This is a genomic window from Pseudomonas sp. S2_H10 (genome assembly GCF_054668285.1).
This window is the reverse complement of sequence record NZ_CP162754.1, coordinates 5,859,804-5,886,062: the sequence shown is the minus strand read 5'-3', so window position 1 is coordinate 5,886,062 and position 26,259 is coordinate 5,859,804. Positions and strand designations below refer to the sequence as shown.

Annotated in this window: 24 protein-coding genes and 1 tRNA gene; 14 read left to right on the top strand and 11 right to left on the bottom strand. The window is 59.5% G+C overall.

From position 1 onward, the window contains the following. The first annotated feature begins 165 nt into the window (after window positions 1-165). Entirely contained in the window at window positions 166-375 is a 210-nt protein-coding gene (locus tag AB4O16_RS26530; RefSeq protein WP_460156208.1) for a hypothetical protein, read from the top strand. On the opposite strand, the gene AB4O16_RS26525 is transcribed toward AB4O16_RS26530, so the two are convergent. Beyond that, the gene (locus tag AB4O16_RS26525) at window positions 372-602 is read right to left on the bottom strand and encodes a hypothetical protein (RefSeq protein ID WP_429491921.1); all 231 of its coding nucleotides are present in this window, start codon (window positions 600-602) and stop codon (window positions 372-374) included. The genes AB4O16_RS26530 and AB4O16_RS26525 overlap by 4 nt on opposite strands. Window positions 603-830: 228 nt before the next feature. Here AB4O16_RS26525 and AB4O16_RS26520 point away from each other — a divergent pair. After that, window positions 831-906, top strand: a tRNA-Asn gene (locus AB4O16_RS26520). A 134-nt stretch (window positions 907-1,040) separates the two neighbouring features. On the opposite strand, the gene AB4O16_RS26515 is transcribed toward AB4O16_RS26520, so the two are convergent. From AB4O16_RS26515 to AB4O16_RS26505, 3 genes are all read right to left on the bottom strand, one after another. Then, entirely contained in the window at window positions 1,041-2,558 is a 1,518-nt protein-coding gene (locus AB4O16_RS26515) for a nucleobase:cation symporter-2 family protein (RefSeq protein ID WP_460156207.1), read from the bottom strand. A 475-nt stretch (window positions 2,559-3,033) separates the two neighbouring features. Continuing rightward, the gene (locus AB4O16_RS26510; protein WP_460156206.1) at window positions 3,034-3,864 is read right to left on the bottom strand and encodes an arylamine N-acetyltransferase family protein; all 831 of its coding nucleotides are present in this window, start codon (window positions 3,862-3,864) and stop codon (window positions 3,034-3,036) included. A 113-nt stretch (window positions 3,865-3,977) separates the two neighbouring features. After that, on the bottom strand, window positions 3,978-4,772 hold the full coding sequence (locus tag AB4O16_RS26505; RefSeq protein WP_460156205.1) for an exodeoxyribonuclease III: 795 nt from the start codon (window positions 4,770-4,772) through the stop codon (window positions 3,978-3,980). A 168-nt stretch (window positions 4,773-4,940) separates the two neighbouring features. Between AB4O16_RS26505 and AB4O16_RS26500 the strand changes: the two genes are divergently transcribed. Further along, complete coding sequence (locus tag AB4O16_RS26500; protein WP_460156204.1) at window positions 4,941-5,267, top strand: hypothetical protein; 327 nt, start codon at window positions 4,941-4,943, stop codon at window positions 5,265-5,267. 61 nt (window positions 5,268-5,328) lie between these two features. Here the strand turns inward: AB4O16_RS26500 and AB4O16_RS26495 are convergent, their stop codons facing one another. Continuing rightward, entirely contained in the window at window positions 5,329-6,927 is a 1,599-nt protein-coding gene (locus tag AB4O16_RS26495) for a sensor domain-containing diguanylate cyclase (RefSeq protein WP_460156203.1), read from the bottom strand. A 184-nt stretch (window positions 6,928-7,111) separates the two neighbouring features. On the opposite strand from AB4O16_RS26495, the gene AB4O16_RS26490 reads away from it, so the two are divergent. Then, window positions 7,112-7,579 (top strand): hypothetical protein, encoded by a 468-nt coding sequence (locus AB4O16_RS26490; RefSeq protein WP_160389431.1) that lies wholly within the window; start codon window positions 7,112-7,114, stop codon window positions 7,577-7,579. A 450-nt stretch (window positions 7,580-8,029) separates the two neighbouring features. Here the strand turns inward: AB4O16_RS26490 and AB4O16_RS26485 are convergent, their stop codons facing one another. The 3 genes from AB4O16_RS26485 to AB4O16_RS26475 all read right to left on the bottom strand — a co-directional run bounded on the left by AB4O16_RS26485 (window position 8,030) and on the right by AB4O16_RS26475 (window position 11,298). After that, window positions 8,030-8,824 carry an IS3 family transposase gene (locus AB4O16_RS26485; RefSeq protein ID WP_460156202.1) on the bottom strand — a complete coding sequence of 265 codons (795 nt, stop codon included), beginning with the start codon at window positions 8,822-8,824 and terminating at the stop codon, window positions 8,030-8,032. 35 nt (window positions 8,825-8,859) lie between these two features. Beyond that, window positions 8,860-9,201: a transposase gene (locus tag AB4O16_RS26480; RefSeq protein WP_460156201.1), complete on the bottom strand. Its 342-nt coding sequence runs from the start codon at window positions 9,199-9,201 to the stop codon at window positions 8,860-8,862. 351 nt (window positions 9,202-9,552) lie between these two features. Beyond that, window positions 9,553-11,298 carry a L,D-transpeptidase family protein gene (locus AB4O16_RS26475; RefSeq protein ID WP_460156200.1) on the bottom strand — a complete coding sequence of 582 codons (1,746 nt, stop codon included), beginning with the start codon at window positions 11,296-11,298 and terminating at the stop codon, window positions 9,553-9,555. 85 nt (window positions 11,299-11,383) lie between these two features. Here AB4O16_RS26475 and AB4O16_RS26470 point away from each other — a divergent pair, with 85 nt between their 5' ends. The 7 genes from AB4O16_RS26470 to AB4O16_RS26440 all read left to right on the top strand — a co-directional run bounded on the left by AB4O16_RS26470 (window position 11,384) and on the right by AB4O16_RS26440 (window position 17,603). Then, window positions 11,384-12,109 (top strand): murein L,D-transpeptidase catalytic domain family protein, encoded by a 726-nt coding sequence (locus AB4O16_RS26470; RefSeq protein ID WP_160388925.1) that lies wholly within the window; start codon window positions 11,384-11,386, stop codon window positions 12,107-12,109. Between the two features lie 80 nt (window positions 12,110-12,189). After that, window positions 12,190-13,890, top strand: coding sequence for a copper resistance system multicopper oxidase (locus tag AB4O16_RS26465; protein WP_460156199.1), 1,701 nt, complete (start codon window positions 12,190-12,192; stop codon window positions 13,888-13,890). A gap of 10 nt (window positions 13,891-13,900) precedes the next feature. Continuing rightward, window positions 13,901-14,764 carry a copper resistance protein B gene (locus AB4O16_RS26460; RefSeq protein ID WP_460156198.1) on the top strand — a complete coding sequence of 288 codons (864 nt, stop codon included), beginning with the start codon at window positions 13,901-13,903 and terminating at the stop codon, window positions 14,762-14,764. A gap of 47 nt (window positions 14,765-14,811) precedes the next feature. Then, window positions 14,812-15,183: a copper homeostasis periplasmic binding protein CopC gene (gene copC, locus AB4O16_RS26455; RefSeq protein ID WP_460156197.1), complete on the top strand. Its 372-nt coding sequence runs from the start codon at window positions 14,812-14,814 to the stop codon at window positions 15,181-15,183. A gap of 3 nt (window positions 15,184-15,186) precedes the next feature. After that, window positions 15,187-16,116 carry a copper homeostasis membrane protein CopD gene (gene copD, locus AB4O16_RS26450; RefSeq protein ID WP_460156196.1) on the top strand — a complete coding sequence of 310 codons (930 nt, stop codon included), beginning with the start codon at window positions 15,187-15,189 and terminating at the stop codon, window positions 16,114-16,116. Between the two features lie 81 nt (window positions 16,117-16,197). Then, complete coding sequence (locus AB4O16_RS26445; RefSeq protein WP_460156195.1) at window positions 16,198-16,983, top strand: transporter substrate-binding domain-containing protein; 786 nt, start codon at window positions 16,198-16,200, stop codon at window positions 16,981-16,983. A gap of 191 nt (window positions 16,984-17,174) precedes the next feature. Next, window positions 17,175-17,603, top strand: a complete 429-nt coding sequence (locus AB4O16_RS26440; RefSeq protein ID WP_460158088.1) for a DUF2628 domain-containing protein — start codon at window positions 17,175-17,177, stop codon at window positions 17,601-17,603. A 50-nt stretch (window positions 17,604-17,653) separates the two neighbouring features. Here AB4O16_RS26440 and AB4O16_RS26435 read toward each other — a convergent pair whose 3' ends face one another. Next, complete coding sequence (locus tag AB4O16_RS26435) at window positions 17,654-17,875, bottom strand: hypothetical protein (protein ID WP_460156194.1); 222 nt, start codon at window positions 17,873-17,875, stop codon at window positions 17,654-17,656. A gap of 154 nt (window positions 17,876-18,029) precedes the next feature. Continuing rightward, window positions 18,030-21,647: a beta strand repeat-containing protein gene (locus AB4O16_RS26430; RefSeq protein WP_460156193.1), complete on the bottom strand. Its 3,618-nt coding sequence runs from the start codon at window positions 21,645-21,647 to the stop codon at window positions 18,030-18,032. Between the two features lie 219 nt (window positions 21,648-21,866). Between AB4O16_RS26430 and dusA the strand changes: the two genes are divergently transcribed. Continuing rightward, window positions 21,867-22,862 (top strand): tRNA dihydrouridine(20/20a) synthase DusA, encoded by a 996-nt coding sequence (dusA, locus tag AB4O16_RS26425; protein ID WP_460156192.1) that lies wholly within the window; start codon window positions 21,867-21,869, stop codon window positions 22,860-22,862. 55 nt (window positions 22,863-22,917) lie between these two features. On the opposite strand, the gene AB4O16_RS26420 is transcribed toward dusA, so the two are convergent. Continuing rightward, a complete protein-coding gene (locus AB4O16_RS26420) occupies window positions 22,918-23,751 on the bottom strand; it encodes an undecaprenyl-diphosphate phosphatase (protein ID WP_460156191.1) in 834 nt (277 codons plus the stop codon). A gap of 558 nt (window positions 23,752-24,309) precedes the next feature. Here AB4O16_RS26420 and AB4O16_RS26415 point away from each other — a divergent pair. Beyond that, window positions 24,310-25,050 (top strand): winged helix-turn-helix domain-containing protein, encoded by a 741-nt coding sequence (locus AB4O16_RS26415; RefSeq protein ID WP_460156190.1) that lies wholly within the window; start codon window positions 24,310-24,312, stop codon window positions 25,048-25,050. 295 nt (window positions 25,051-25,345) lie between these two features. Further along, window positions 25,346-26,005, top strand: a complete 660-nt coding sequence (locus tag AB4O16_RS26410; protein WP_160388870.1) for a winged helix-turn-helix domain-containing protein — start codon at window positions 25,346-25,348, stop codon at window positions 26,003-26,005. The last annotated feature ends 254 nt before the right edge of the window (window positions 26,006-26,259 follow it).

The window sequence follows — 26,259 nt, the reverse complement described above, 5'->3', positions numbered from 1 at the left end:
CCGGCCTTGAAATGAAAAACGGGAAGCCATGTGGCTTCCCGTTTTTCATTCGCTTCAGATAATTTTCAAAGCAACGACCCAGCCCTCTAGACTGCACACATCTACCCTGTAGGAGCCGGCTCCTACAGGTTTTATGTATGCCTGAGTATTCTGCGAGAACCCTTTATGAAAAACGATGACCTGCGCGCCGACCGCGATGACCTGGATGAACTGGATCGCTTCATCCCGCGCACCCCGGCCAAACGCGGCAACAACCTGGTGATGCAAGTGGCCACCGGCGTATTTCTCGGCGGCCTGGCCCTGTGGCTGGTGCAACTGGGGGCCACGGCGCTCTACGCCAAACTGATGCTTGGCACCATTACCTTCGGCGGTTAGGCCAGTTCGGTCGCACGCTGGCTGGCCGCGTCGTCATAGGCGACGTAGAGCGATTCGGCGATCTGACTCTTGATCGCCTTGGTGCTTTCCAGCCCCAGGACAAAACCTTCCGCCTTGCCGCCCGCACGGTTCAATGCTTCAGCGGTGCCGGCCTGAGTGATTGCGTCGAACAGCTTTTCGGCATGGGGGCCGACACCTTTGGGCAGGCTGATCTGAGAGATGCTCATGGGTGCACCCCGGAATGTCGAGGTGTGAGTTTCAATTGATTCATGGCGCGTACCTTTTCGGCGAAATGGCCGGCAGCGCGTGTCACCACTTCCGGGCGGCCATGGTAGACCTCTGCTGCGATTCTGGTAACCGCCAATGACCGCTAAACCACCGCCCGCCCCCATGAATCCGTCCATTTGCCATTCGGTGCTTGACTTCTCTTTTTGAATCAGTAACATAGGCGCCATTCCGCGATAGCTCAGTTGGTAGAGCAAGTGACTGTTAATCACTGGGTCCCTGGTTCGAGTCCAGGTCGTGGAGCCAGACAGCAACATCGAAAAGCCCCTGAATCGAAAGATCCAGGGGCTTTTTTGTGGTCGTTTGAAAAGCCATCTTCAGAAAAGCAAAAAGCCGATCTGTCCATTCGACAGATCGGCCCTTTTCAGTCGCCGTGAACGTCAGACATGTTCACTGCTTTTCGCGTGCGCCGCCCGTGGTTCTGCAACGTCGTGCTCCGATTCCAGTACCGGAATCTCCTTGCCGTCGCAATCGTGCAGCTTGCCGTCGCTGAAGTAGTCGCCTTCACGCAATGCCGCCAGATCCTGATAACACAGCACGCGCTCGGTACCCGCCGCAAACACCGACTGCTGATCGGAGTTGCCGGCAGTGAGGTGGTTGAAGGTCAGGTTCAGCACGATAGCCATGATCGCCGAGGAGCTGATGCCCGAATGGAAAATGGTCGCGAACCAACTCGGGAAGTGATCGTAGAAGCTCGGTGCCGCGATCGGGATCATGCCGAAGCCGATCGAGGTGGCAACGATGATCAGGTTGACGTTGTTGCGGTAGTCGACCTTGGACAAGGTCCGGATGCCGCTGGCCGCCACGGTGCCGAACAGCACGATGCCGGCGCCCCCCAGTACCGAGGTCGGCACGGCGGCGATGACCCGGCCCATGAATGGCAGCAGGCCGAGGATCACCAGGAACAGACCACCGGTGGCCACCACATAGCGGCTCTTGATCCCGGTGACCGCCACCAGCCCGACGTTCTGGGCAAAGGCGCTCTGGGTGAAGGAGCCGAAGATCGGCGCGAACATGCTCGACAGCATGTCGGCGCGCAAACCGTTGCCCAGGCGCTTGGAGTCGACCTTGGTGCCGATGATTTCACCGACCGCCAGAATGTCGGCCGAGGTTTCCACCAGCGTCACCATCACCACGATGCACATCGACAGGATCGCGGCGAAGTGGAAGGTCGGCATACCGAAGTGGAACGGCGTCGGGAAGCCGAACATCGGGCCCTGGGATACGGACGAAAAATCCGCCATGCCGAGGAACACCGCGATGATCGTGCCGATGACCATGGCCAGCAGAATCGACAGGCGGGAGATGGTCGCACTGCCGATTTTGCTCAGCAGCAGCACCAGCACCAGCGTCACTGCCGCCAGCCCGATGTTCGCCATGCTGCCGAAGTCCGGCGCGTGGCTGTTGCCGCCCATGGCCCAGCGCGCGGCTACCGGCATCAGCGTCAGGCCGATGGTGGTAATCACGATGCCGGTCACCAGCGGCGGGAAGAACCGGGTGATACGCGAGAACACCGGGGTTATCAGTAACCCGATCAGGGACGCCGCTATCACCGCCCCCAATACCGACTGGAACCCGCCCTCCCCGCCACTGCTGACAATCGCCACCATGGTCGCGACGCCGGAGAAGGAGACGCCCTGCACCAGCGGCAACTGACAACCAAAAAACGGAAGACCCAGGGTTTGCAGCAGCGTCGCCAGCCCCCCCGCAAACAATGAAGCAGCAATCAACAAACCGATGTCCGCCGGCGAGAGCCCGGCCGCCTGGCCGATGATCAAAGGCACCGCGACAATACCGCCATACATGGTTAGAACATGTTGCAGGCCATAAGCCATATTCGCGCCGATCCCTAGGTTTTCGTCCTCGGGCCGTTGGTGTGAAACATGGGGCGTTTTCATGGTAGGGGGTTCCCTGGTTTTTGTTATGCGCACACTGTATTCAATAGTCAGGACAAATGTCTATAGAGTTGTATACAACTTATCATCCACATAATGACCGGACAGCCATTCAGCCCAGCGCCCGTGGGCAATCACATCTTGAAAAGCCTTCAAACATGTCACTCCATGGCCTGTTTTTTTGCATACGAATTTATGGATTTCCTGACGACCGGCGAAGCGTTGCCGGAATCGCCAATCACAAGGCAAAAAACGCGCCGCTCTTGGCTGGCACGGGCAATTGAATGCAGTACAGGACGCCGGAGAGGCTCGACTAAATGCCGTCACCGCCAGCAATGACGGGGTCTTTGGCTTGTTTGCAGCATCGACACGACGGGGGCGCCTGTGAAGGCTATGGCTATCAGTCAGCGCCACACTGAAAACAAAAACGGGGCCGATCGATGCATTCGGCCCCGTTCCAGTGCATACAATGAGCGACCTACTTTGGCTCTGAAAGCAAGCGATCGAGCATCCCGTTCAACTGCCCATGCTCCGGTGCCTGAATGCCAAACTCACGGTGCAACAGTTCAATCAGCGATTGCACATCCGCAATCTGCCGCCGCTCACTGTCATGGCCAATGCGGTGGATCGCGAAACTGCCGTTGTTGAGCGTACGGCGCCACCCCTCCCCGGTGCGCGCCACCATCAACTGCTTGACGAAAGACGACTCGGGATGGGTCGAGACGTACCAGTTGCCGACTGCAAAATCGATATCCTCCTGGCGTTGCAGGTCGAAGATGTACATCGCTCGCCATTCACCCGCAACGTTGGCCCGCAGGGTAAAGCCGTCGACATGCAGGTCGATGCGATACGGTTCGTGCGGGGTGAGTTGTTCGGCTCGGGAATCGAGCAGCAGTGGCGCGGTCGGCACCATGCCACCGAAGCCGACGTCGGTGATGTAGCGTACCCCGTCGATGATCACCAGGCTCAGGCGATGGGTACGGGCGGTCCAAGCGCCTTCCGGCTGGCCCATCACTACCCGGCCGCTGATGGCGCGGGCGTCGAACCCCAGTTCTTGCAGCAAGGCCAGAAACAGGTTGTTGAGTTCGTAGCAGTAACCGCCACGGCCATCGTGCAAGACCTTGCGCTCGATGGACGGCAAGTCGATCAGCACCGGTTCGCCGGATAACGTGGTGAGGTTTTCAAACGGGAAGACGCCGGTATGGCGCAATTGCAGTTGGCGCAGGGTTTCCAGGGTCGGTGCCGGGGGGACATCGAAGCCCAGGCGGCGCAGATACAAAGCACGGTCGGTCAGGCGTGGCTCGCTCATCGTTCAATCCTTTTGCACGCAAGCGGCGGATTGCTCCGCCAGTGGCGTTATGTATACGGGATCAGCCACTGCTGCCGACAATTGATTTAGCCAATCACCCGGCATGAAAAAACTCAACGGCGCTTGCGCGAACCCAATTGAATCCAGGTGGGCGCGTGGTCACTGGCGTGGGGCTCGTTGCGTACCCACGCGTCCACTCCGGCGTCTTGCAGATACGGACTCAGGGCCGGGTTGAGCAGCAGATGGTCGATGCGCAGCCCCGAGTTTTTCTGCCAGTGCTGGCGGAAGTAATCCCAGAACGTGTAGAGCCGATCCTGCGGATGCAAGTGCCGCAATGAATCGGTCCAGCCCTGGTCCAGCAACCGCTGGTAGCACTCGCGACTTTGCGGTTGTAGCAAGGCGTCCTTGAGCCACGAGCGCGGGTTGTAGATGTCCAGGTCGGTGGGCACCACGTTGTAGTCACCCGCCAGCACCACCGGATGGTCGCTGCCTTGAAGGGTCTGCGCGTGACGGATCAGGCGCTCGAACCACGCCAGCTTGTACTCGAACTTCGGCCCCGGCTGCGGGTTGCCGTTGGGCAGGTACAGGCAGCCCACCAGAACCCCGTGGACGGCGGCTTCCAGATAACGACTGTGACTGTCGCTGTCATCGCCGGGCAGCCCGCGCCGGCTTTCCAGCGGTTGCGCATCCCGCGCCAGGATCGCCACGCCGTTCCATGACGCCTGTCCCTGCCAGATCGCGCCGTAGCCGGCCGCCTCGAGCTCGGCAACCGGGAATGCGCTGTCCACCGCCTTCAACTCCTGCAAGCAGGCAATGTCCGGCTTTTCCCGTTCAAGCCAGGCCAGCAGGTTCGGCAGCCGTGCACGCAGGCCATTGACGTTGAATGTGGCGATCCGCAGCTTCTTCATGAACGAACACTCCTGGGGATGAGGTGCCTGAACTGTGACACCTGCCCTTTTCGCGGGTTGCACCCGAGATCCCTGCCACGTGCCAATCGATGCCACTCGTCAAGCGGGCGGCACCAACCGCGCGCCCGTCAGCCCAACGTCAGGTAAGACTCTTCCCGGGAGACGACCATGATGAACATCAGAATGACTTCGCTGTTCCTGGCGGGATTGTTGTCGGCATCGCCGCTGGCTGCATTGGCGGCGTCCGGCGCTGACGATGGCTCGAGCAATACGACATCGGGCGCGACCCGCAACTCAACCATGTCGCCGGACCACAACCGCCCCAGCGAACCCTCGGGTGACAACGGCCGCGGTAACGGCCCCAGCTCGGCAAGCGGCACTACCGGCGTCAATGGTCCGGGCAGCGGCGCGGGCGGTGGTACCGGCGCCCCCGGAGGCGGAACAGGCGGCGCTGGCGGCGGGACGGGCAGCTGGACAAACAAAAGCAGCCGCTGACAGGCCGTCATTGGCTGCTTTTTGTCGTCTGGGGCTTTCGTTCTGGAACACAGGTAGAGACTCAACGATCAGAACGCATCAACGCCTCGACCCCGCCCGCCATCGACAAGGTTGCCACGCGGTTTCGCCCCGAATGCTTGGCCTGATACAACGCCGCATCGGCCCGTTCGACAAACACATCCATGCTGTCACGGCCCGAGGGCACGAACGAATAGCAACCCAGGCTGACCGTCACATAGCCATTGGGCGAGCCGGTGTGACTGATGTTCTTGTCGATTACGCTGCGACGAATCTGCTCGGCAATCGTCATCGCGCCATGGATGTCGGTGTCAGGCAGCAGCACCGCAAACTCTTCGCCGCCGTAACGCACTGCCAGATCGGCCTTGCGGTGGCAGCAACTCTTCAGCGCGCGTGCCACTTCGGCCAGGCAATGATCCCCCACCACGTGGCCGTAGGTGTCGTTGTAGCGCTTGAAGTAATCGATATCGAGCATGATCAGGCTCAAGGGGCTGGCCTGCCGGGCACCGCGTCCGAACTCGATGTCCAGCGCCCGTTCGAACAACCGGCGGTTGGCCAGGCCGGTCAGGCTGTCATGGGTGGCGATCAGTTCCAGGGCTTCCTGGGCCCTGCGCAAGTCCGACTCGACCCGTTCGCCAACACGCACCTGATGAATGAACACCCAACCGAACAACCCCACGCCCACCAGCACCAGGGCAACGATGAGGCTGGAGCGGAACGCCGTCTCGTACCAGCCCGCGAGAATGGATTCGGTGGACGACGCGGCGGCGACCACCAGCGGATACGCCTCCAACTGTCGGTAACCGTACATGCGCGTCACGCCATCGATGATGGACGTGAACATCGCATTGCCGGAGGTGGCCAGTGGCAGGAATTTCTGGAAAATCTCGCTCTGGGCCAGTGACACGCCGATCTGTGCCTCGACAAAAGGTCGCCGCGCCAACAAGGTGCCATCGGTCAGGCCAAGAAACATCGAGCCGTTGTCGTCGAGGTCGAAGCTTTTGAAGAACTGGTCGAAGTACGACATCTTGATGCCGGCCAGCAACACGCCCTGGAAATGCCCGTTCCTGTCGTTGACCCGCTTGGAAACCGGAATGATCCACTCGCCGTTTTCCCGGCTGCGGATGGCCGGGCCGATGTGCGCCACCGACGAGACGTTCTGCTGGTGATACTTGAAGTACTCGCGATCCGCGACTCCGGCACCCCGGGGCAGGTTTTCAAACGAGGTCACCACCCACTGGCCCTTCTGGTCGAACAGCAGGATGCCGTGCAGTTGATCCAGCGCCAGCACCCGCCGGGCGAAGGTCTGCTGCAGGCGCGAGCGCTGCTCCGGACCGAAACCGTCGACCTGAATCCAGTCGACCAGGCTGGTCAGCACCAGATCGGCCTTCATGAAGGTGTCTTCGGCTTGCTGGGCCATGGCCCGCGTCAGGTTCGAAGACGCCACTTGCGCAAGGCTCAAGTCATGGCGACGGGACTGTTCCAGTTGCAGGTAGAGCAAGCCGCACAGGCACAGACACACCGTGGCAATGAACAACACCGCGGCCTTGCGCAGCGGTATGCGCTTCAATGCAACGCCAGGGACGTGGTCCGGGTGGTTAAAGCGCGTGGGCAAAAGTTCATCCTGTCGGGGGCAAGGCATGGGCAACGACCCAAGGCCCTCAGTTTTTGTGGGCCGTAGTTTACGGGGTTATCCAGAATAATTGGGCAGCCACTTGCCCAGCGGTATCACACCCGCAGGGGCAGTGCGGTAAACATGATCCAGGGCAGCGCTACCTGCGCGTCAACGAGCTACGATTAGACAGACCTCAATACAGGGAATCGACATGAGCAAGGCAGACGAGCTCGCGGCAAAATTGAAACAGACCCGGCTGACCGGCACGGATCAAGCGATCGACGCCTGGCCGGGCCAGGTCTACGAGCTGTATCAACAGATAGAGCACTGGCTGCTGCCCTTGACCGAGGCTGGCCTGGTCCTGCGGCGCAACGCCACACACGTGTTCGAAAGTCACCCCGATGGCGACGCTTACGACTACGCCATCGACCAGTTGGTGATCACCGGCAACAAACACAGCCTCACCCTCGACCCCGTTGCGCGCTTCACGGCGGATGGCGAAGGGCGGGTCGAGATTCACTCCCAGGGCAACGAGTTCGCCCTGTTGCGCACCGTGGACGACCACGGCGAAACGCACTGGTGGCTGCAAACGATCGAGCAAGCCACAGCGCAACTGGATGCAGTGGCGCTGACGGAAAGCGATCTGCTTGTGGTGGTGCAACAAGGGTTGGCGCTTTAAGGGATTGGCCGATCGGATGACACACGAAACCTGTAGGAGCCGGCTTGCTGGCGATGGACTCAAGTGCGCTGCGTGTATCCGGTTAGCACGCGTTATCGTTAACGACCATCGCTGGCAAGCCAGCTCCTACAAAAGTCAGCGTTGATCTTCACCTGTAGGAGCCGGCTTGCTGGCGACGGGCTCAAGTGCGCCGCGTTTATCCAGTTCGCACGCGTTATCGTTAACGACCATCGCTGGCAAGCCAGCTCCTACAAAAATCAGCGTTGATCTTCACCTGTAGGAGCCGGCTTGCTGGCGATGGGTTCAAGTGCGCTGCGTTTATCCGGTTAGCACGCGTTATCGTTAACGACCATCGCCAGCAAGACAGCTCCTACAAAAGTCAGCGTTGATCTTCACCTGTAGGAGCCGGCTTGTAGTGGTTCAGTTTTTTTGAACCGCTCTGTAGGAGCATTAAGCCGCTTGCTGCTCAAATAGCGCAGGCGGCAGGTGGTTTGAAGCGGAATGGCAACGGCGATGGTTGTAATGTGAGATGAAGCCCATCACATCCTTCTCCGCTTCGAAATGATTTTGGTAGCCGTTTTCTGGCATCCAATCGTGCTTCAACGTCCTGAAATAGCGCTCAACCACCGCGTTATCCCAGCAGTTGCCTCGACGACTCATGCTCTGAACGATCCGGTTTTCTGCCAGACATGCAACAAATCGATCAGCGGTGTATTGGCAGCCCTGGTCGGAGTGAAATAGCAACTCAGGCATCGGACGGCGTAACGCCACTGCCAGCTTAAGTGCTTTCATAGACAGCTCAGTATCAGCGGTTCGCGAACAAGCCCACCCCACGATCCTGCGTGAAAACAGGTCCATCACCACGGCCAGATACAACCAGCCGCTCCCCACCTTGATGTAAGTGATGTCGCCTGCCCAAAGCGTGTCAGGCCGGACCGGATTGAAACGACGATCAAGTATGTTCGGTGCAGCGACTGCCGGCTTCGTCGCACGGCGATAATGGGCGTAGCGAGGCCTACGCCGGTGCAAACCGAAGGTCTTGATCAAGGTGCGCATTCGATAGCGGCCAATGAAAATGCCTTCTTTTCTTAATTCCTTGGATAGCCCGCGAGTACCTAACGCTTTGCGATGCTCCTTATGCAATGCACGGAGTTTGCGCCCCAGCCATCGCTGCGCAGGTAGCAACAGTTCGGGTTTGCGCTTCACGTAATAGCTGCTGCGGGCCAGACCGAACACGGCGCACATACGCCTAATCGACATCGCGCCTCTAACGCCATCAATCACTTGGTTCGACCAAACAGAACCTTTAGATGAGAGGGCAATTGCTTTTTTAGCACTTGGTTCTCAGCTTCGAGTAGCGCCAATTTCGCCTGAAGCGACTCGATCAGTTCCTGATCCTGCAGTCGAGGAGGTTGCACCATCCCTTCCTGCTCTCGCCGCCAACGCGAAACCCAGCGGCGCAGGGCTGTAGCGCCAACACCGGTAGTTTCACAGGCTTTAGGTATGGAGTAATCCATTTCCACAACCAAACGGATCGCCTCCGCTTTTTCCTCAGATGTAACAACCCGATATCCCATGATGATTCCTAAAGTCGACGCTCCTACATCATGGTCCAAAAACATTTGACCACTACAGCTTGCTGGCGATGGGCTCGAGTGCGCCGCGTTTGTCCAGTTCGCACGCGTTATCGTTAACGACCATCGCTGGCAAGCCAGCTCCTACAAAAGTCAGCGTTGATCTTCACCTGTAGGAGCCGGCTTGCTGGCGATGGGCTCAAGTGCGCCGCGTTTATCCAGTTCGCACGCGTTTTCGTTAACGACCATCGCTGGCAAGCCAGCTCCTACAAAAGTCAGCGTTGAGCTTCACCTGTAGGAGCCGGCTTGCTGGCGATGGGCTCGAGTGCGCTGCGTTTATCCGGTTAGCACGCGTTTTCGTTAACGGCCATCGCCAGCAGGCTGGCTCCTACAAGGGGCTTACTGCCCCGTCACCACCAACGGCACCTCTGCCCGACGCAGATCCAGGGGCGGCAACTTGGTCGGCTGGCTCAAGCCCTGCAGCACCCGGGCATCGTAATCATAAATGTCGGGCTTGAACGTCACCCGCCCGTCATTGCTCAGGTCCACGGTCCAATAGGCCAGCAACACCGGTACTTTCACCGGCAGCCGGATGTTCTCGGTCCGGCCGTTGGCCAACTGTTTTTGAATCCCGGCGCTGTTCCAACGCACCGGATCGTTGAACAACAACTCGACCAGTTGCAGCGGATTTTCCACACGGATGCAGCCTGAACTGGTGGCCCGGACCGTTTTCGCGAACAGCTCGCGGTGCGGCGTGTCATGCAGGTAAATCGCATAGTCGTTGGGGAAGCGGATCACCACCTGCCCCAGCGAACTGTCGGGCCCGGCATCCTGACGCAGGTGGATGCCCCGCGGGTTGCTCCAGTCAACGTCCGACGGATTGAGCACATTGCCTTCGCGATCAAGCACGCGAATCCGGTTGGCGGCCAGATAGCCCGGATCGTTCTGGACCTTTGGAATCACGTCCTGCTTGAGAATGGTCGGCGGCACGGTCCAGGTCGGGTTGAACGTGATGTAGGTGATTTCGGCCTGGAACACCGGCGTACTGCGCACCGGCTTGCCGACCTGCACCCGCGAATGCCAGATCGGCAGACCATCGCGGTACATCGCCACCTTGTACCCGGCGATATCGACGATCACGAACGTGCCCTGAAGCTTGTACAGCAACCAGCGGGCACGCTCCATGTTGACCCGCACCTGATCGATCCGCGCCTCGACCGGCACGTTCAGAGCCTTCAGCGTCGCCGCCCCCGCCACGCCGTCGGCCCCCAGGTATTGCTCGACCTGGTACTTCTTCACCGCAGCAATGACCTTGTCGTCGTAGCCGGCCTTTTTCGACGTTTGCGGGTCCAGGTAACCGCCCGCCACCAGACGCGCACGCAATTGTGCGACCGCCACCCCGTCCATACCGGGCTTGAGCGATTGACCTTCGGCGACTTTCGGCCAGCCGCCTGCCTCACGGACCTGGCGCAAACGGGCCAGGCCCTCACGCAAATTGCGGTAGATCGTTTCCTGAGGCGGCGCATCGGCGAATGCACGTGCCACGTCATGGGCATCGAGGGCGGCGAACAGGTTGTTCATGTCTTCGCGGGCATCACCGCCGGCCGGGTCGAAATTCCAGTGAATGTCCAGCCGCGACGGATCGACCTTGCCCCGCCGCAGTTGCAGCAGCGCGGTGATGAACGTGCGGGTGGCGGCCATGTCGAACATCACCCGTTGTGCCGTGGAAGGCATGGCCGCCACCAGCGACTCATGGGCCTGGGCCAGTTCGGTGATGCGAAAATCCGCCGGGTTCAGGCCGTCGATCCGGGTGTCTTCGAGGCTCTTGACCAACTGCGCCACGTCCCGATCATCCGTCCACGCGGCGCGGTAGTTGCGGTGCATATAGAAATCCAGCACCACCCGGTTGATATCCACACGCTGATTGCGCCTGGACGTGAGCAACGGCGGAAAGGCCGAGCGCAGCGGTTCCAGCGATGCCTGAATGGCCTGGCCGAGCGCATCGTCGGGCGCCGCGGCGTCGATTGTGCTGCTTGTCGCAGATACCGGCTCAATCGGCGACGTTTGCCCAATCGCTGCACCGCTGATCAGAAAGCCCATAAAAAATATGCGGCTTATGACGAATGACCTTGTTAATTGCACCATGGATAATCCTTAATCCCCCGTTTCAACCGACTAGCTTTCCGCTCGCTGCTAGCTAGACTCGAAATTATCATGATGAGACCCGACTATGGCGCTAAACCGCTTTGGCCTTTTATTTGCCATTTTACTGACGTGCCTTTCAGTAACGTCAGCCTACGCCGATTCGCTTGAAAACGCGCTGGTCAAAGCAGCACCAGGCGCCGACGCCAAAGTGATTGCCCTGGCCGTTCGCGCAACTCAATGCAGCCGCGCCCAAGGTGTCGCCCCGGCCCAACGGCTGGCAGTGATCGATTACTCCCTGCCCTCGACCGAACAACGCCTGTGGGTCTTTGATCTTAAGCGGCGTAAGTTGCTGTTTCACGAACTGGTCGCCCATGGCCGCAACAGCGGTGAAAACATGGCCACGCTGTTCTCCAACCGCAACGAAAGCCACGCCACCAGCCTCGGCCTGTTCCGCACCCAGCAAAGCTACAGCGGCCAGAACGGTTACTCGCTGCGCATGGAGGGCCTGGAGCCCGGCTTCAACGACAACGCCTTTGACCGCGCCATCGTCATTCACGGCGCGCCCTATGTCAGCCCGGTGCTGGCCCGCGCCAATGGCCGCATCGGCCGCAGCCTGGGTTGCCCGGCCGTTCGCCCGGCAATCGCCCATCGCCTGATCGACTCGATGAAGGACGGGCAGTTGTTGTTTTCCTACTACCCGGACCAACGCTGGCTGAAGTCGTCTTCCTACATCAACTGCGGCGACACCGTGGCCTCAAGGGAAAAACCCGCTTCAAGCCAGAAAACCACGTCCAACCTGTCAAAACTGTAATCCCCGCCTCAGGCTGCTGAAAGGCGCCGCCCGCTAGCCTCGTCGACAAGTTCAACAGGCTGACGGGCGGAACAGACGGCATGCACTCCCACACTTCAAGACGCACTTTCGTCAAAGGGCTGGCCATCGGCGGGCTTTTCGGCGGCCTCGGGTTATGGCGCACACCGGTCTGGGCGCTCGACAGTCCCGGCGAACCGCAGGTGTTGGCCGGCAGCGATTTCGACCTGGTCATCGGCCAATCCCCGGTCAACTTCACCGGCAACCCACGCACCGCGATGACCATCAACGGCGGCATCCCCGGCCCGCTGCTGCGTTGGCGCGAAGGCGATACGGTGACGCTGCGGGTGCGCAACAAACTCAAGGACAGCACCTCCATTCACTGGCACGGCATCTTGCTGCCGGCCAACATGGACGGCGTGCCGGGTCTGAGCTTCAAGGGCATCGAGCCGGGCGGCATGTACGTCTACCAGTTCACCGTGCGCCAGAACGGCACCTACTGGTATCACAGCCATTCGGGGTTCCAGGAGCAATCCGGCGTCTACGGCCCGCTGGTGATCGACGCCAAGGACTCGGAGCCGTTCCAGTACGACCGCGACTACGTGGTAATGCTCAGCGACTGGACCGACGAAGACCCGGTCGGCCTGATGAAGACCCTGAAAAAACAGTCCGACTACTACAACTTCAACAAGCGCACCGTGGGCGACTTCATCCACGACGTCAGCGAAAAGGGCTGGGGGCCGACCGTCGCCGACCGCACCATGTGGGCGCAAATGAAGATGAACCCCACCGACCTGGCGGACGTCGGCGGCGCCACTTACACCTACCTGTTGAACGGCCAGGCGCCGGACATGAACTGGACCGGGATATTCCGCCCGGGGGAAAAACTGCGGCTGCGCTTCATCAACGGCTCGGCCATGAGCTACTTCGACGTGCGCATCCCCGGCCTGAAAATGACCGTGGTCGCTGCCGATGGCCTGCACGTCAAACCGGTGAGCGTCGACGAGTTTCGCATTGCCGTGGCGGAGACCTTCGACGTCATCGTCGAGCCGACCGAAGCGGCCTACACCCTGTTCGCCCAGGCGATGGATCGCAGCGGATACGCACGCGGCACTTTGGCGGTGAAGGCCGGACTGGTAGCACCGCTGCCGCCACTGGACCCGCGCCCCCTGGTGACCATGGACGACATGGGCATGGCCGGCATGGACCACGGCAGCATGGCGGGCATGGATCACAGCAACATGGCCGACATGCCCGGCATGCAGTCGCACCCGGCCTCGGAAACCGACAACCCGCTGGTGGACATGCAAGCCATGTCCACCTCACCGAAACTCGACGACCCGGGCATGGGCCTGCGCAACAACGGGCGCCGCGTGCTCACCTACGCCGACCTGCGCAGCACCTTCGAAGACCCCGATGGGCGCGACCCCGGCCGCACCATTGAGCTGCACCTGACAGGCCACATGGAAAAATTCGCCTGGTCGTTCAACGGCGTGAAGTTCTCTGACGCACAGCCCCTGCGCCTCAAGTACGGCGAGCGGCTGCGCATCGTGCTGGTCAACGACACGATGATGATGCACCCCATCCACCTGCACGGCATGTGGAGCGACCTCGAAGACGAGAACGGCCAGTTCATGGTGCGCAAACACACCATCGACATGCCACCCGGTTCCCGGCGCAGCTATCGGGTCACTGCCGATGCGCTCGGCCATTGGGCCTATCACTGCCATCTCCTGTACCACATGGAAATGGGCATGTTCCGTGAAGTTCGCGTGGAAGAATGAGGCGCACCCCATGATTCGATTCACCCCGTTTTTCATCGCACTCGCGACCTCCACGACGATGGCCGCCAACGATGACATGCAAGGCATGGATCACAGCCAGATGGACCACGGCCAGATGCAGAGCATGGACGACGGCCGGATGCAGCCCGCCGCACCCAGCGAAAGCCGTACGCCCATCCCGCTGCTGACCGATGCCGATCGCGCGGCGGTGTATGTCGATCCCGCCGGTCACCGCGTACATGACAGCGCGCTCAACAGTTTTTTCCTCGCCGACAAACTCGAATGGCAGGACGCCGATGACGGCAGCACCCTGGCCTGGGATTTGTCCGGTTGGGTCGGCGGTGACATCGATCGCCTGTGGCTGCGCTCCGAAGGCGAACACAGCGACGGCGTGACCGAGGACGCGGAAATCCAGGCCCTGTGGGGCCACGCCATTTCCCCGTGGTGGGACGTCGTCAGCGGGGTGCGCCAGGACTTCAAACCCGGCGCCCCGCAAACCTGGGCCGCGCTCGGCGTGCAAGGCATGGCGCTGTATAACTTCGAAGCCCAAGCGACGGCCTTCATTGGCGAAGGTGGCCAGAGCGCCGTGCGGCTGGAGGGCGACTACGACATCCTGCTGACCAATCGGCTGATCCTGCAACCGACCGTCGAACTCAACGCCTACGGCAAAAACGATCCGCAGCGGGGCATCGGCGCGGGGCTGTCCAACACCGAAGCCGGCCTGCGCCTGCGCTACGAAATCCGCCGGGAATTCGCGCCCTACCTGGGCGTGACCTGGAACCGCACCTACGGCAACACCGCCGACTACGCCAGCGAAGAAGGCGAGGAGCGCAGCGAAGCGCGCCTGGTGCTCGGTGTGCGGATGTGGTTCTGAACACCCCCAAACCAACAACAACCGCTTCAAGCGGTATAGGACCTTGCATGCGCCACATAAAACCCGCCGCTGTCGTTATCGCGATGCTCATGAGCACCCTCGCTCAAGCTCACCCGAAACTGCTCGCCTCCACCCCGGCGGAAGGCGCGACAGGTGCCCCGCCGGACAAGATCGAACTGCACTTTTCCGAAAACCTCGTCACCCAGTTTTCCGGGGCAAAACTGCTGATGACCGAAATGTCGGGCATGGCCCATGCCCCGATGCCGGTCAAGGCCAAAGTCAGCGCCGGCAGTGATCCGAAGACCATGCTCATCACACCGACAGCGCCCTTGACTGCCGGCACCTACAAGGTCGAATGGCGCGCGGTGTCGTCGGACACCCACCCGATCACCGGCAACGTCACGTTCAAAGTGAAATGATCGATGAGCGACTCGGCCAATGTCGTGCTGCGGTTTGTGCTGTATGTGGATTTGATGCTGTTGTTTGGCGTCGCACTGTTCGGGCTGTACAGCTTCAGAGGGCAGGAGCGGCTATCCGGGCTGCCCTTTCGCCGCGTGCTGACGGGAACTGCGGGAGTCGGTGCACTGCTGTCCAGCGCAGGCATGGTGCTGATGGCCAGCGCCATGAGCGGCGAATCAGACGTTGCCGAATTGCGTCCGCACCTCGAGATGATGCTGTTCGAGACCGACGTCGGATTGGCCTGGGTCGTGCGGATGATTGCGCTGGTGGTCGCGGGGCTGGCGTTGATGCTTTACCCGCGCGCCCCCGCCAGCAGCCTGCTGATCGCCGCCACGGCCGGCGGCATCGCCCTCGCCAGCCTGGCCTGGAGCGGGCATGGCGCCATGGACGAAGGCAGTCGCCGTTTCTGGCACTTCCTGGCGGACATCCTGCACCTGTTGGCGGCGGGCGCCTGGCTCGGCGCGTTGCTGGCCTTTGCGTTGTTGGCGCAAAACCGCGCCCTGCCAACCCGAGCGCACACAGGATTGCTGGTTCGCGCGGTCAAGCGATTCGAGCCAGTCGGTGCGCTGATCGTGGTGATCATCAGCGTGACGGGCGTGGTGAACTACCTGTTCATCGTCGGGCCGAAACTCGAAGAGGTTCTGCTCAGCCACTACGGAATCCTGCTGGCGATAAAAGTACTGCTGTTTGCCGGAATGCTGGTGTTGGCGGCACTGAACCGCTTCCATCTCGGCCCCTTGCTGGAGCGGTCGTTGCGCGACGGCCAACATCGCACGGCGGCCCACGCACTTCGGCGCAGCGTGGTGGTGGAAATGGCCGCGGCGCTGTTGATTGTGGGGTTGGTGGCGTGGTTGGGGACCTTGAGTCCGGAAGTGGAAACGAGCGGCTTTTAGCGGGTGTTGATTTTTCACAGCGCTAAAAACTTCACTACACTCCCCCCTTCAAAACCACTCCAGCACAAAAGCCCGATAACAATGAAGAAAATCAACAGAGCAATGATGCTCGGCGGTTTGCTCGCACTCTCCCTCGGCGCCCAGGCAGAACCTTCGCACCTGGACAGCGTCATGCAACAGGGACAGCTGCGCGTTTGCACCACCGGTGACTACAAGCCCTACACCTTCAAGGCCGAAGACGGCGAGTATTCCGGCATCGACATCGCCATGGCCCGCAGCCTGGCCGAGAGCCTGGGCGTCAAGGTCGAGTGGGTGCCCACCACCTGGAAAACCCTGATGCCCGACATGCTCGCCGGCAAGTGCGACATCGCCATGGGCGGCATCTCGGTCACCCTCGAACGGCAGAAAAAAGCCTTCTTCAGCACCACCCTGGACGTCGACGGCAAAATCCCGCTGGTGCGCTGCGAAGACCAGGCGCTGTACCAGACGGTCGAACAGATCAACCAGCCCGCGGTTCGCCTGGTCGAACCTGCCGGCGGCACCAACGAAGCGTTCGTCCACGCTTACCTGCCCCGGGCGCAATTGCAGCTGCGCGACAACATCAGCATCTTTCAGGAACTGCTGGATAAAAAAGCCGACGTCATGATCACCGACGCGTCGGAGGCGCTGTATCAGCAGAAGCTCAAGCCCGGCCTGTGCGCAGTCAACCCGACGCACTCCATGCAATACGGCGAAAAAGCCTACCTGCTGCCCCGCGACGACATCACCTGGAAGCTGTACGTCGATCAGTGGCTGCACCTGGCCAAGGTGACCGGCAATTACCAGAAGATTCTGCGGCAGTGGCTGGCGGTGCCCGAGGGCAAATAACGGCGTGCCTGCGACTGGAATGGGTGACCGCCGTCAGGTCGTTTTTCCCGCACGACCTGACGCGAGAACCGCAGGCCAAGGCCTTGGGCCATGCCTTGTCAATTCTCGTTACATGTTTGAAACTACTCTCGCACCGAACGACAGTCCGGTCGATGCCTCGACCGGGCAGCACTCTCAAAAAAGGACAGATAATGAGCAGCACGGATGAATTGCAAACCTACAATGTCAGCCCGAAATGGCAAGAACGCTTCGCTTTTTTTGATCAGCACGGCGGCCCCAAAAGCCCGGATTTCAAACTGGCTTTCAAACAGTTGCCAGCGCGCAAGCGCCTCCTGATCAACCTGAACCTCATCGCGTTTTTTTTCGGGCCGATCTATTTTTTCGTGCTTGGGCTGTGGAAAAAGAACCTGGCGATCATCGCGATCATCGTTGCCATATCCATTGCCCTGACAGTGGTTTTCGCCCTGCTGGGTTATGAAGAAGCACCCAAGGCCTTCAACAGCGGCATGAACGTTGTCTTTGCACTCATGTACGGATTGAGCGCCAACTACGCCTACTACCTGAAACAGGTAAAAGGCTCGCAAGGCTGGAATCCTTTCGAAGGCTTGAGGATGACCTGAGCCTGATCCAGTGCGCAGCGCTGGACATCACGCCAGCGCTGCGCCACCGGTCAATCGTCGTGCAGCAAACCCGAGCTGTACTCGCCAAAGCTATTGCCCAGCGCACTGCCATGGAAATTCATCTTGCTGGCGTTGCTGTTGGTGGGCCCCGGGCCAAAGCCGGCCGGCTGCACCGAGTCGGCTGAATAGTCGCGCTGAGCGCTCATGCCGGAACAGGCGCTCAATAGCACGGCACCCGCGATCAGCGAGACTTTGACCAGGTTTGCGATCATTTTTTCATTCCTGTGGGCTGAGGCGCGGAGGACACGACATTTGGCTGTCATCCTAGGCCTCGTCCGTGCCGGGCATCATGAAATGTTGCGCGGCGACAGCATCGGTTCAGGAACCCTGTGCACCGGGGCTCCATAGAGCCCCGGCGACGCACGATCAGGCAATCAGGTCTGTGCCCGCGAACGTCGCAACACCCACCAGGGAAATCTCGAACTCCGCCGCCGTGTCGGCATCGGTGCTGCCGAACAGGACGCCGCCGGCGAAGCGCACCTGCCCGGTCGCATTGGCACTGAAGGCGTTCGCCCCGATAAAACTGAAAGCATCATTGACCGCGGTGGCCACGTTGGCGTCCAGGGTCGACAGATCGATTTTGTCGCCCTCGACAGTTTTGAAATCCCCGATCACGTCGCGCAATGTGCCCAGGCCCATTTCACTCAAGGCATCGAAATCGAAGCGGTCGGCTCCGACACCGCCTGTGAGCTGGTCAACCCCCACCCCGCCGATCAGCAGGTCGTTACCGGCTCCCCCATTGAGCACGTCATTGCCCGCGCCGCCGATGAGGGTGTTGGCAGCCGTATTGCCCGTCAGGCTGTCGTTGAAATTGCTGCCGGTCAGGTTTTCGAAGGCCAGCAGCGTATCGCTGCCCGAACCGCCGGTGGCCTGGGCAGTGGTCACAGCCAGGCTGGCAGTCACCGCGCTGGCGGCAAAGGTGTAGGACGCGGTATCGACACCATCGCCGCCATTGAGGATGTTGTTGCCGGCCCCGGCAAACAGCGTGTTGTTCAACGTATTGCCGGTACCGTTGGCGGCGGTGGTTGCCAGCAGGCGCAGGTTTTCCACGTTGGCGCCCAGGGTATAACCGGCCAGCGAGCTATAGACAGTGTCCGTACCGCCGGTGGCGGCAACCGCGTTGGTTTCACTGACAACATCGCCGATGTTATCGACAACGTAGATGTCCGAACCCTCGCCTCCCACCATTGTGTCTACGCCGGCACCGCCATCGAGAGAGTCATTGCCGGCACCGCCATTGAGGGCATCGTTGCCCGCGCCGCCGGTGAGAGTATTGGCAGCCGCATTGCCGCTCAGGGTGTCGTTGAAGTTACTGCCGGCCAGGTTTTCGAAGGCCAGCAGCGTATCGCTGCCCGAGCCGCCCGTAGCCTGGGCGGTGCTGACTGCCAGACTGGCAACCACCCCACTGGCGGCAAAGGCATAAGACGCGGTATCGATGCCATCGCTGCCATGGAGGATGTTGTTGCCGGCCCCGGCAAACAGCGTGTTGTTCAAGGTATTACCGGTGCCGTTGGCAGCGGTCGTGGCCATCAGGCGCAGGTTTTCCACGTTGGCGCCGAGGATATAGCCCGCCAGGGTGGTATAGACAGAATCCGTGCCGCCGGTAGCGGCAACGGCGTTGGTTTCACTGACCACATCACCGACGTTATCGACAATGTAAATGTCCGAACCGTCGCCACCGACCAGCGTGTCTGCACCGGCACCACCATCAAGGGTGTCATTGCCGGCAGCGCCATTGAGGGCATCGTTGCCCGCGCCGCCACTGAGGGTATTGGCACCCGCATTGCCGGTCAGGGTGTCGTTGAAGTTACTGCCCGCCAGGTTCTCGAAGGCCAGCAACGTATCGCTGCCCGAGCCCCCCGTTGCCTGGGCGGTCGTCACAGCCAGGCTGGCCACCACCGCAGTGGCGGCAAAGGCATAGGACGCGGTATCGACACCATCGCCGCCATTGAGGATGTTGTTGCCGGCCCCGGCAAACAGCGTGTTGTTCAAGGTATTGCCAGTACCGTTGGCGGCGGTTGTCGCCACCAGGCGCAGGTTTTCCACGTTGGCGCCCAGGGTATAGGCGGCCAGAGAACTACTGACGGTATCCGTGCCACCGGTGGCGGCGACAGCATTGGTTTCACTGACCACATCGCCGACATTATCGACAACGTAGGAGTCCGAACCGTCACCACCGATCAGCGTGTCTGCGCCGGCGCCGCCGTTGAGGGTGTCATTGCCCGCGCCGCCGTTGAGGGTGTTGGCGCCCGCATTGCCAGTCAGGGTGTCGTTGAAGTTACTGCCGGTCAGGTTCTCGAAGGCCAGCAGCGTATCGCTGCCGGAACCACCGGTGGCCTGGGCGGTGGTGACCGCCAGGCTGACCGTCACCGCACTGGTGGCAAAAGCGTAGGACACAGTATCGATGCCATCGCCGCCATTGAGGATATTGTTGCCGGCACCGGCGAAGATCGTGTTGTTCAATGCATTGCCGGTACCGTTCGCGGCAGTCGTGGCCAACAGGCGCAGGTTTTCCACGTTGGCGCCGAGGACGTTGGTCGCCAGCAGACTGTTGACCGTATCGATGCCACCGGTAGCCGCAACGGCGTTGGTTTCGCTGACGACATCGAACAGATTATCGACGAAGTAAGTGTCGGAGCCGTCGCCGCCGGTCATCCGGTCTGCGCCGCCACCGCCGTTGAGCGTGTCGTTGCCGGCGTCGCCGTTGAGATGGTCGTTTGCGCTGCCGCCCGTGAGGGTGTCGTTCCCCGCCCCGGCATCGATGACCACGCTTCCCACCCCCGCCCAGGTCAGCACGTTGGCCGCGGCATCGCCCGGCAGGCCCGTGACTTTGTTGCCGCTTGCATCGAACCGCTGGAAGTAATTGCCGAAACCGGCCCCATCCTGGCCGATCGACTCCCAGACAACCACATAACCACCATCAATCAGTGTGGTCACCCGCGTGATGACCTGGTCGCCCGCTACCGTCGTATTGACCCGGGTTTCCGCACCGACCAGAACGCCACTGGCATTAAGACGCTGAGTGAAAACGCCATCGACATCACCCGGGCCATTACCCACCCAAGTGACCAGGTAGCCACCGTCGAACATTGCCGAAACGTGAGGCTCCCCCTGACCACCAGGGGTCGTGGTGTTGACCCGGGTCTGCGCACCGATCTTGCCGCCGGCGGAGTTATAGAGCTGGGAAAATACGTCTCTTTGTTCCACTCCGGTAACCGTATTAGGGTAAGACTCCCAGATGAGCAGGTAATTGCCGTTGGCCTGCACAGCGACCATATGCTCGGACTGAATCTCCGCAGAGGGTGTGTTGACCAGGGTTTCCACACCGACCTTGGCGCCAGCCGAGTTAAAGCGCTGGGTGAAGATGCCGTAGTCATCTCCCGGGCCACTCCCCTCCCACACCGCCAGGTAACCACCGTCGGGAACACCAAAAATCTGTGGAAAATCCTGAGGCCCCACCGTGGTGGTGTTGATATGAACCTCCCCACCGACCTTGACCCCGCTGGCATTGAAACGCTGCAGATAAGACCCGAAGTCGCCAGGGGTTTCCTCAGCCCCCCAGGTCACCACATAACCACCGTCGGCCAACGCGGTAATTTCAGGGGAATCGCGAAAGCCCGCCGTGGTTGTATTGACAACAGTTTCGCCACCGACCTTGGCCCCGCTGGCGCTGTACTGCTGGGTAAAGATGCAATCAGCCCCCCCGGTATTGAGGCCGGACCAGGTCACAACGTAACCGCCGTTCAACAACCCGACCACCGAAGGCTGACTCTGCTCGCCCGCCAGCGTGGTGTTGACCAGCGTCTCGCCACCCACCTTCGCGCCGCTGGCGTTATAGCGCTGGGTGAATATTCCAGTGGCATCGCCAAGACCATTGCCATGCCAGGCGATGACAAAACCACCGTCGATTAGCCCATAGATATTCGGATCTTCCTGATCGCCTGCAGTGGTGGTGTTGATTAGAGTTTCACCAAAATTGGGCATGGCACACACCTTCTGGAAGGGGACGAGGCGGGACGGGGGGAATTTGTCAGATGAGATTAGATGGGTGCCATCAGAATGCTAGCTCGTCTGTCGGGTGTGTTGCCGTTTGTGTAAGCGATCAAGCAAGTTAGCAACGCCACGTCATTCCTGTTTGCGCCTTGGTTTGTCTAATCCTGATAAACTCCCCCACCTCCCAGCCTCACCGATTCCAGATTCCCAATGTCCGCAGCCAACGCTACACCCGCCCCGCTCTCCCGCCGTTTTTCCGTCGCGCCGATGATGGATTGGACCGACCGCCACTGCCGCTTTTTCCTGCGCCTGCTGTCGAAAAACGCCCTGCTCTACACCGAAATGGTCACCACCGGAGCCCTGCTCAACGGCGATCACGAGCGTTTCCTGCGGCACAACGAGGCCGAGCATCCGCTGGCGTTGCAGCTTGGCGGCAGTGTGCCGCTGGACCTGGCGGCGTGTGCGCGCCTGGCGCAGGAGCATGGTTACGACGAGGTGAACCTGAATGTCGGCTGCCCGAGTGATCGGGTGCAGAACAATATGATCGGTGCGTGCCTGATGGGGCATCCGCAGTTGGTGGCCGATTGTGTGAAGGCGATGCGTGATGCGGTGTCGATTCCGGTGACGGTCAAGCATCGGATCGGGATCAACGGGCGGGACAGTTACGAGGAGCTGTGTGATTTCGTCGGCACGGTGCGCGATGCCGGGTGCACCAGTTTTACCGTGCACGCGCGGATCGCGATTCTGGAGGGGTTGTCGCCGAAGGAGAACCGCGACATTCCGCCCCTGCGCTATGACGTGGCGGCGCAGTTGAAGGCGGACTTTCCGGAGCTGGAGATCATTCTCAACGGCGGCATCAAGACGCTGGAGGCCTGCCACGAGCATTTGCAGACCTTCGACGGTGTGATGTTGGGCCGCGAGGCGTATCACAACCCTTATGTGATGGCCGAGGTGGACCAGCAGCTGTTCGGCAGCACGGCGCCAGTGATCACACGTGCTGAAGCACTGGCGCAGCTGCGGCCGTATATCGCTGCACACGTCGACGCCGGCGGTTCGATGCACCACATCACTCGCCATGTGCTGGGGCTGGGCACCGGGTTCCCGGGGGCGCGCAAGTTTCGGCAGTTGTTGTCGGTGGATATCCACAAGGCCAAGGAACCCCTGGCCTTGCTGGATCAAGCTGCGGAGCTGCTTGAAGGGCGTTAATGCCCGGTTTTTCTCGCCATTTCAGCCAGGCGGTTTGATCCGCCTGGCGCACCTGTCAGCCGGCGGCCGTCGCCGTCCAGTTCACCCAACCGAATGCCCAGGTTGCCAGGATAAACAATCCGAAAGCGATCCGGTACCACGCGAAGGCGGCATAACTGTGGTTCGCAATGAACTTGAGCAAGCCGCGTACGGCGATCATGGCGAAAAAGAACGCTGTGACGAAGCCCAGGGCGAATACCGGCAGGTCGCTGGCCTGGAACAGTTCCCGGTACTTGTAACCTGAATACACCGCCGCGCCGACCATGGTGGGCATCGCCAGGAAGAACGAGTACTCGGTGGCCGCCTTGCGCGACAGACCAAACAGCAAGCCGCCGATAATGGTCGATCCGGAGCGGGAAGTGCCCGGTATCATCGCCAGGCATTGCGCGAAGCCTACCTTCAGCGCATCCGGCCAGCGCATGTCGTCGACATGGTCGACGTGCACCACGTGGTCCCTCTGCTCCGCCCACAACATGACAATGCCGCCCACGACCAAGGCGACTGCCACGGTGATCGGGTTGAACAGATAGTGATGAATCTGCTCGGCGAACAATACACCCAGAACCACGGCCGGAAGAAAACCGATCAGCAAGTTCAGGCTGAATCGTTGTGCATTACGCTGGGTCGGCAGTCCTTTGACGATCTCTGAGATTTTGCGCCGAAACTCCCAGACAACGGCAAGAATGGCGCCCAACTGAATAATGATATTGAACGCCATGGCGCGTTCACCGCCAAATCCCAGCAAGTCCGCTACAATAATCTGGTGACCCGTACTGGAGATCGGCAAAAACTCAGTCAGGCCCTCTACCGCGCCCAGGATCAACACTTTGAAAAGGGTCCAGAAATCCATCAATCCTCCGTCAGACCGTTCTTTGGGAACGATCCGTCAACTGCACTCAGATATTGAGTAGCTCAAGCAAAACAATCGAGACATCCACACCCATTACCTGATGTAGCGAGAAAGAATATGTCTTATCAAAAGACACACTCAAGCCATGTTAATAATCGTCCGAGTACGAACGCCCCGGAACTATATTTAGGTATTTAGTGGAAAAAAGTCTCGCCACTCAATAAAGTGTGATCGCTCTCACACTATTTGTGTTTCTTAGTAGATTCAGCACCTTGGCATGAATGGTGGCACGCAGTGGGCCAAATAGTGGCAAAAGGACATAAAAAATAATCGCCATCGTTTCAAAAGAGTGGCACAATTCCATATTGCCACCATCTAACGGCACTACTCCACTAGTTCAGCTCACCGGAAAAAGTCAACTAAAAGCTTGAAAAGCTTAACTATTGTTAGAAAACTCGGAAGCCACGTCTAAAATTCGCGTAAATGTTACCAATTGTCAGTCACAGATGAGAACCGGTGCTTTAACATCCCGATGTCAGCACCTATTCGAGTCAATGCATGATGCTTACAGGGAACTTAGCGACTAGAAGCCAGCGCCAGACAAACGATGAACCCGGAGTTCTCACTCTGGGTCGTACCCGTGGCGTGGCTGAACATTTTAGAGCGCTAGTCGCAAGGCATGTGCGGACCGATATGGCACTAGAGGCCAATTCCTACACTAGTACAGTCAAGAAGAATGAACGCTCCGGTTCGTATCGCGCCATCTTCATCATCATCGACAGCCCTCCGGCCCTCGAAGAAAGCCTCGCGCTAGTGGAAAACCTGCGCAACGGCAACTTGAAACCCATCATTTGCGCGGTCATCACAGGCCGAGGCACCTACAACAAGATCAAGTACTATCTTGCGGGGGCCGACTACTGTATCAAGCTCAATACCCTTTCCGATGAAAGCCCTGAGTCGCTCGCCGAGTTCTTCAGCAGTGAAGAATGGCAAAGAGATATCAATTTGATATTGGACCCTACCCGTATTTGCCTACTGGGTACCAGCAAGAAGCTGGACATCTCCTTTGCAGAAATGAAGATCCTGGAAGCCTTTGCGCAAACCAGTAACCACATACTAAGTCACGATGAAATCGCCAACATCATGGGGCTCAACACCAACTTTTATGACCCCAGGGCTTTGGAAAAGTCGATCAGCCGCCTTCGTGGAAAAATCAAGGACATGTATGGCACAAACGCCATCCAAAGCATCAGGGGGCATGGGTACAGGTTGATGAGAGGTCTGATTTCAACCCCCTGACACACAGAAGTGATGGCGCTTTAGCACCAACTAAACAGACGTTTTTCTCAACAGCACAAAGATCTCGACTTCATCGTTTTTTTTGTATTTCATACCAAAGGCATTTATCGATTCCATGACCGTGGCAACATCGAACCATAACAATAAAAGTTTATTCTATAGCAGCAGATCGAGTGGAACCCATCGAGGGCCAAACTTGGGCCCAGACCCTGCCTTTCGACTACTTCCCAGGGAGTCATTGCTCCCCTGCCGATCATCTTTTAGCCAAATTTGGTGTGTACTTCAGGAGAGAGACATGGAAACTAGTACAACCCTCCCAAGAAAATACTTTGTCGTCGTGACCCACAGCACAACGTCTCAGCGTGAACTTGAGACCATCCTGTCCAGTGAGCGCTTCAACTCGTTTGGCACCTCCCAGGCACAAATGTTTATTGAAGGTGTTGCTTCGCCCTCTTCCGCTCCTGTGCTGATGGAGTTCAGCTACCCAAGCGTTTCAAGGAAAAACGTCGCGCGCAGTATCGAACATGATACACAGCGACTACTGGCCACCCTGGAATCCGAATGGCTGGCAGCGCAATCGACGAATCCTTTCCACAGCATGCCGGCAACAGCCGGGGCAGCCAGCGACATTGCGCGAACCATCGAGGGCGATACTCCTTGCAGCAAGGCCTGGCAACTCGACAAGGATCAAAGCGCATTGGTAAAAGAGGGCGTCGAGATCAGCCTGACCGGGTTGGAAGCCGCGCTGGTAAAGAAAATGCTGCACCATGAAGAGCGTGTCGTCAGTCGAGACGAACTGATCCTCAGCATCGGCAGGGAGCCGGAACAATACCGTGGCCTGGAAATGTGCCTGAGTCGGCTGCAAGACAAATTCAAAATGGCCAGTAACGGTGAACGCCTGTTTCGTGCAGTAAGGAATCGTGGCTATTGCCTGATCCAGGAAGTCGTGGCGTAAACGCTTACACCTTTAGCGAATAAAACAAACAGAAACAGTGCGATTACAACAATAAAAAAAGCACTCTGTTTGGTTTCAACCTCCGCGCCAGTCAAACCGCCCTCATCCCCACCCCTCCAACAATACCAAACACCACTCTAATTATTCACCCCCTTCCATTCGACCTTTTCTAACGCTCGGCCTTTTCTAAAAACTTAATAGTTGGCACTTTGCCATCTTGTTAGAACTCGTCAGACAGCATCCCCGCTAATAAC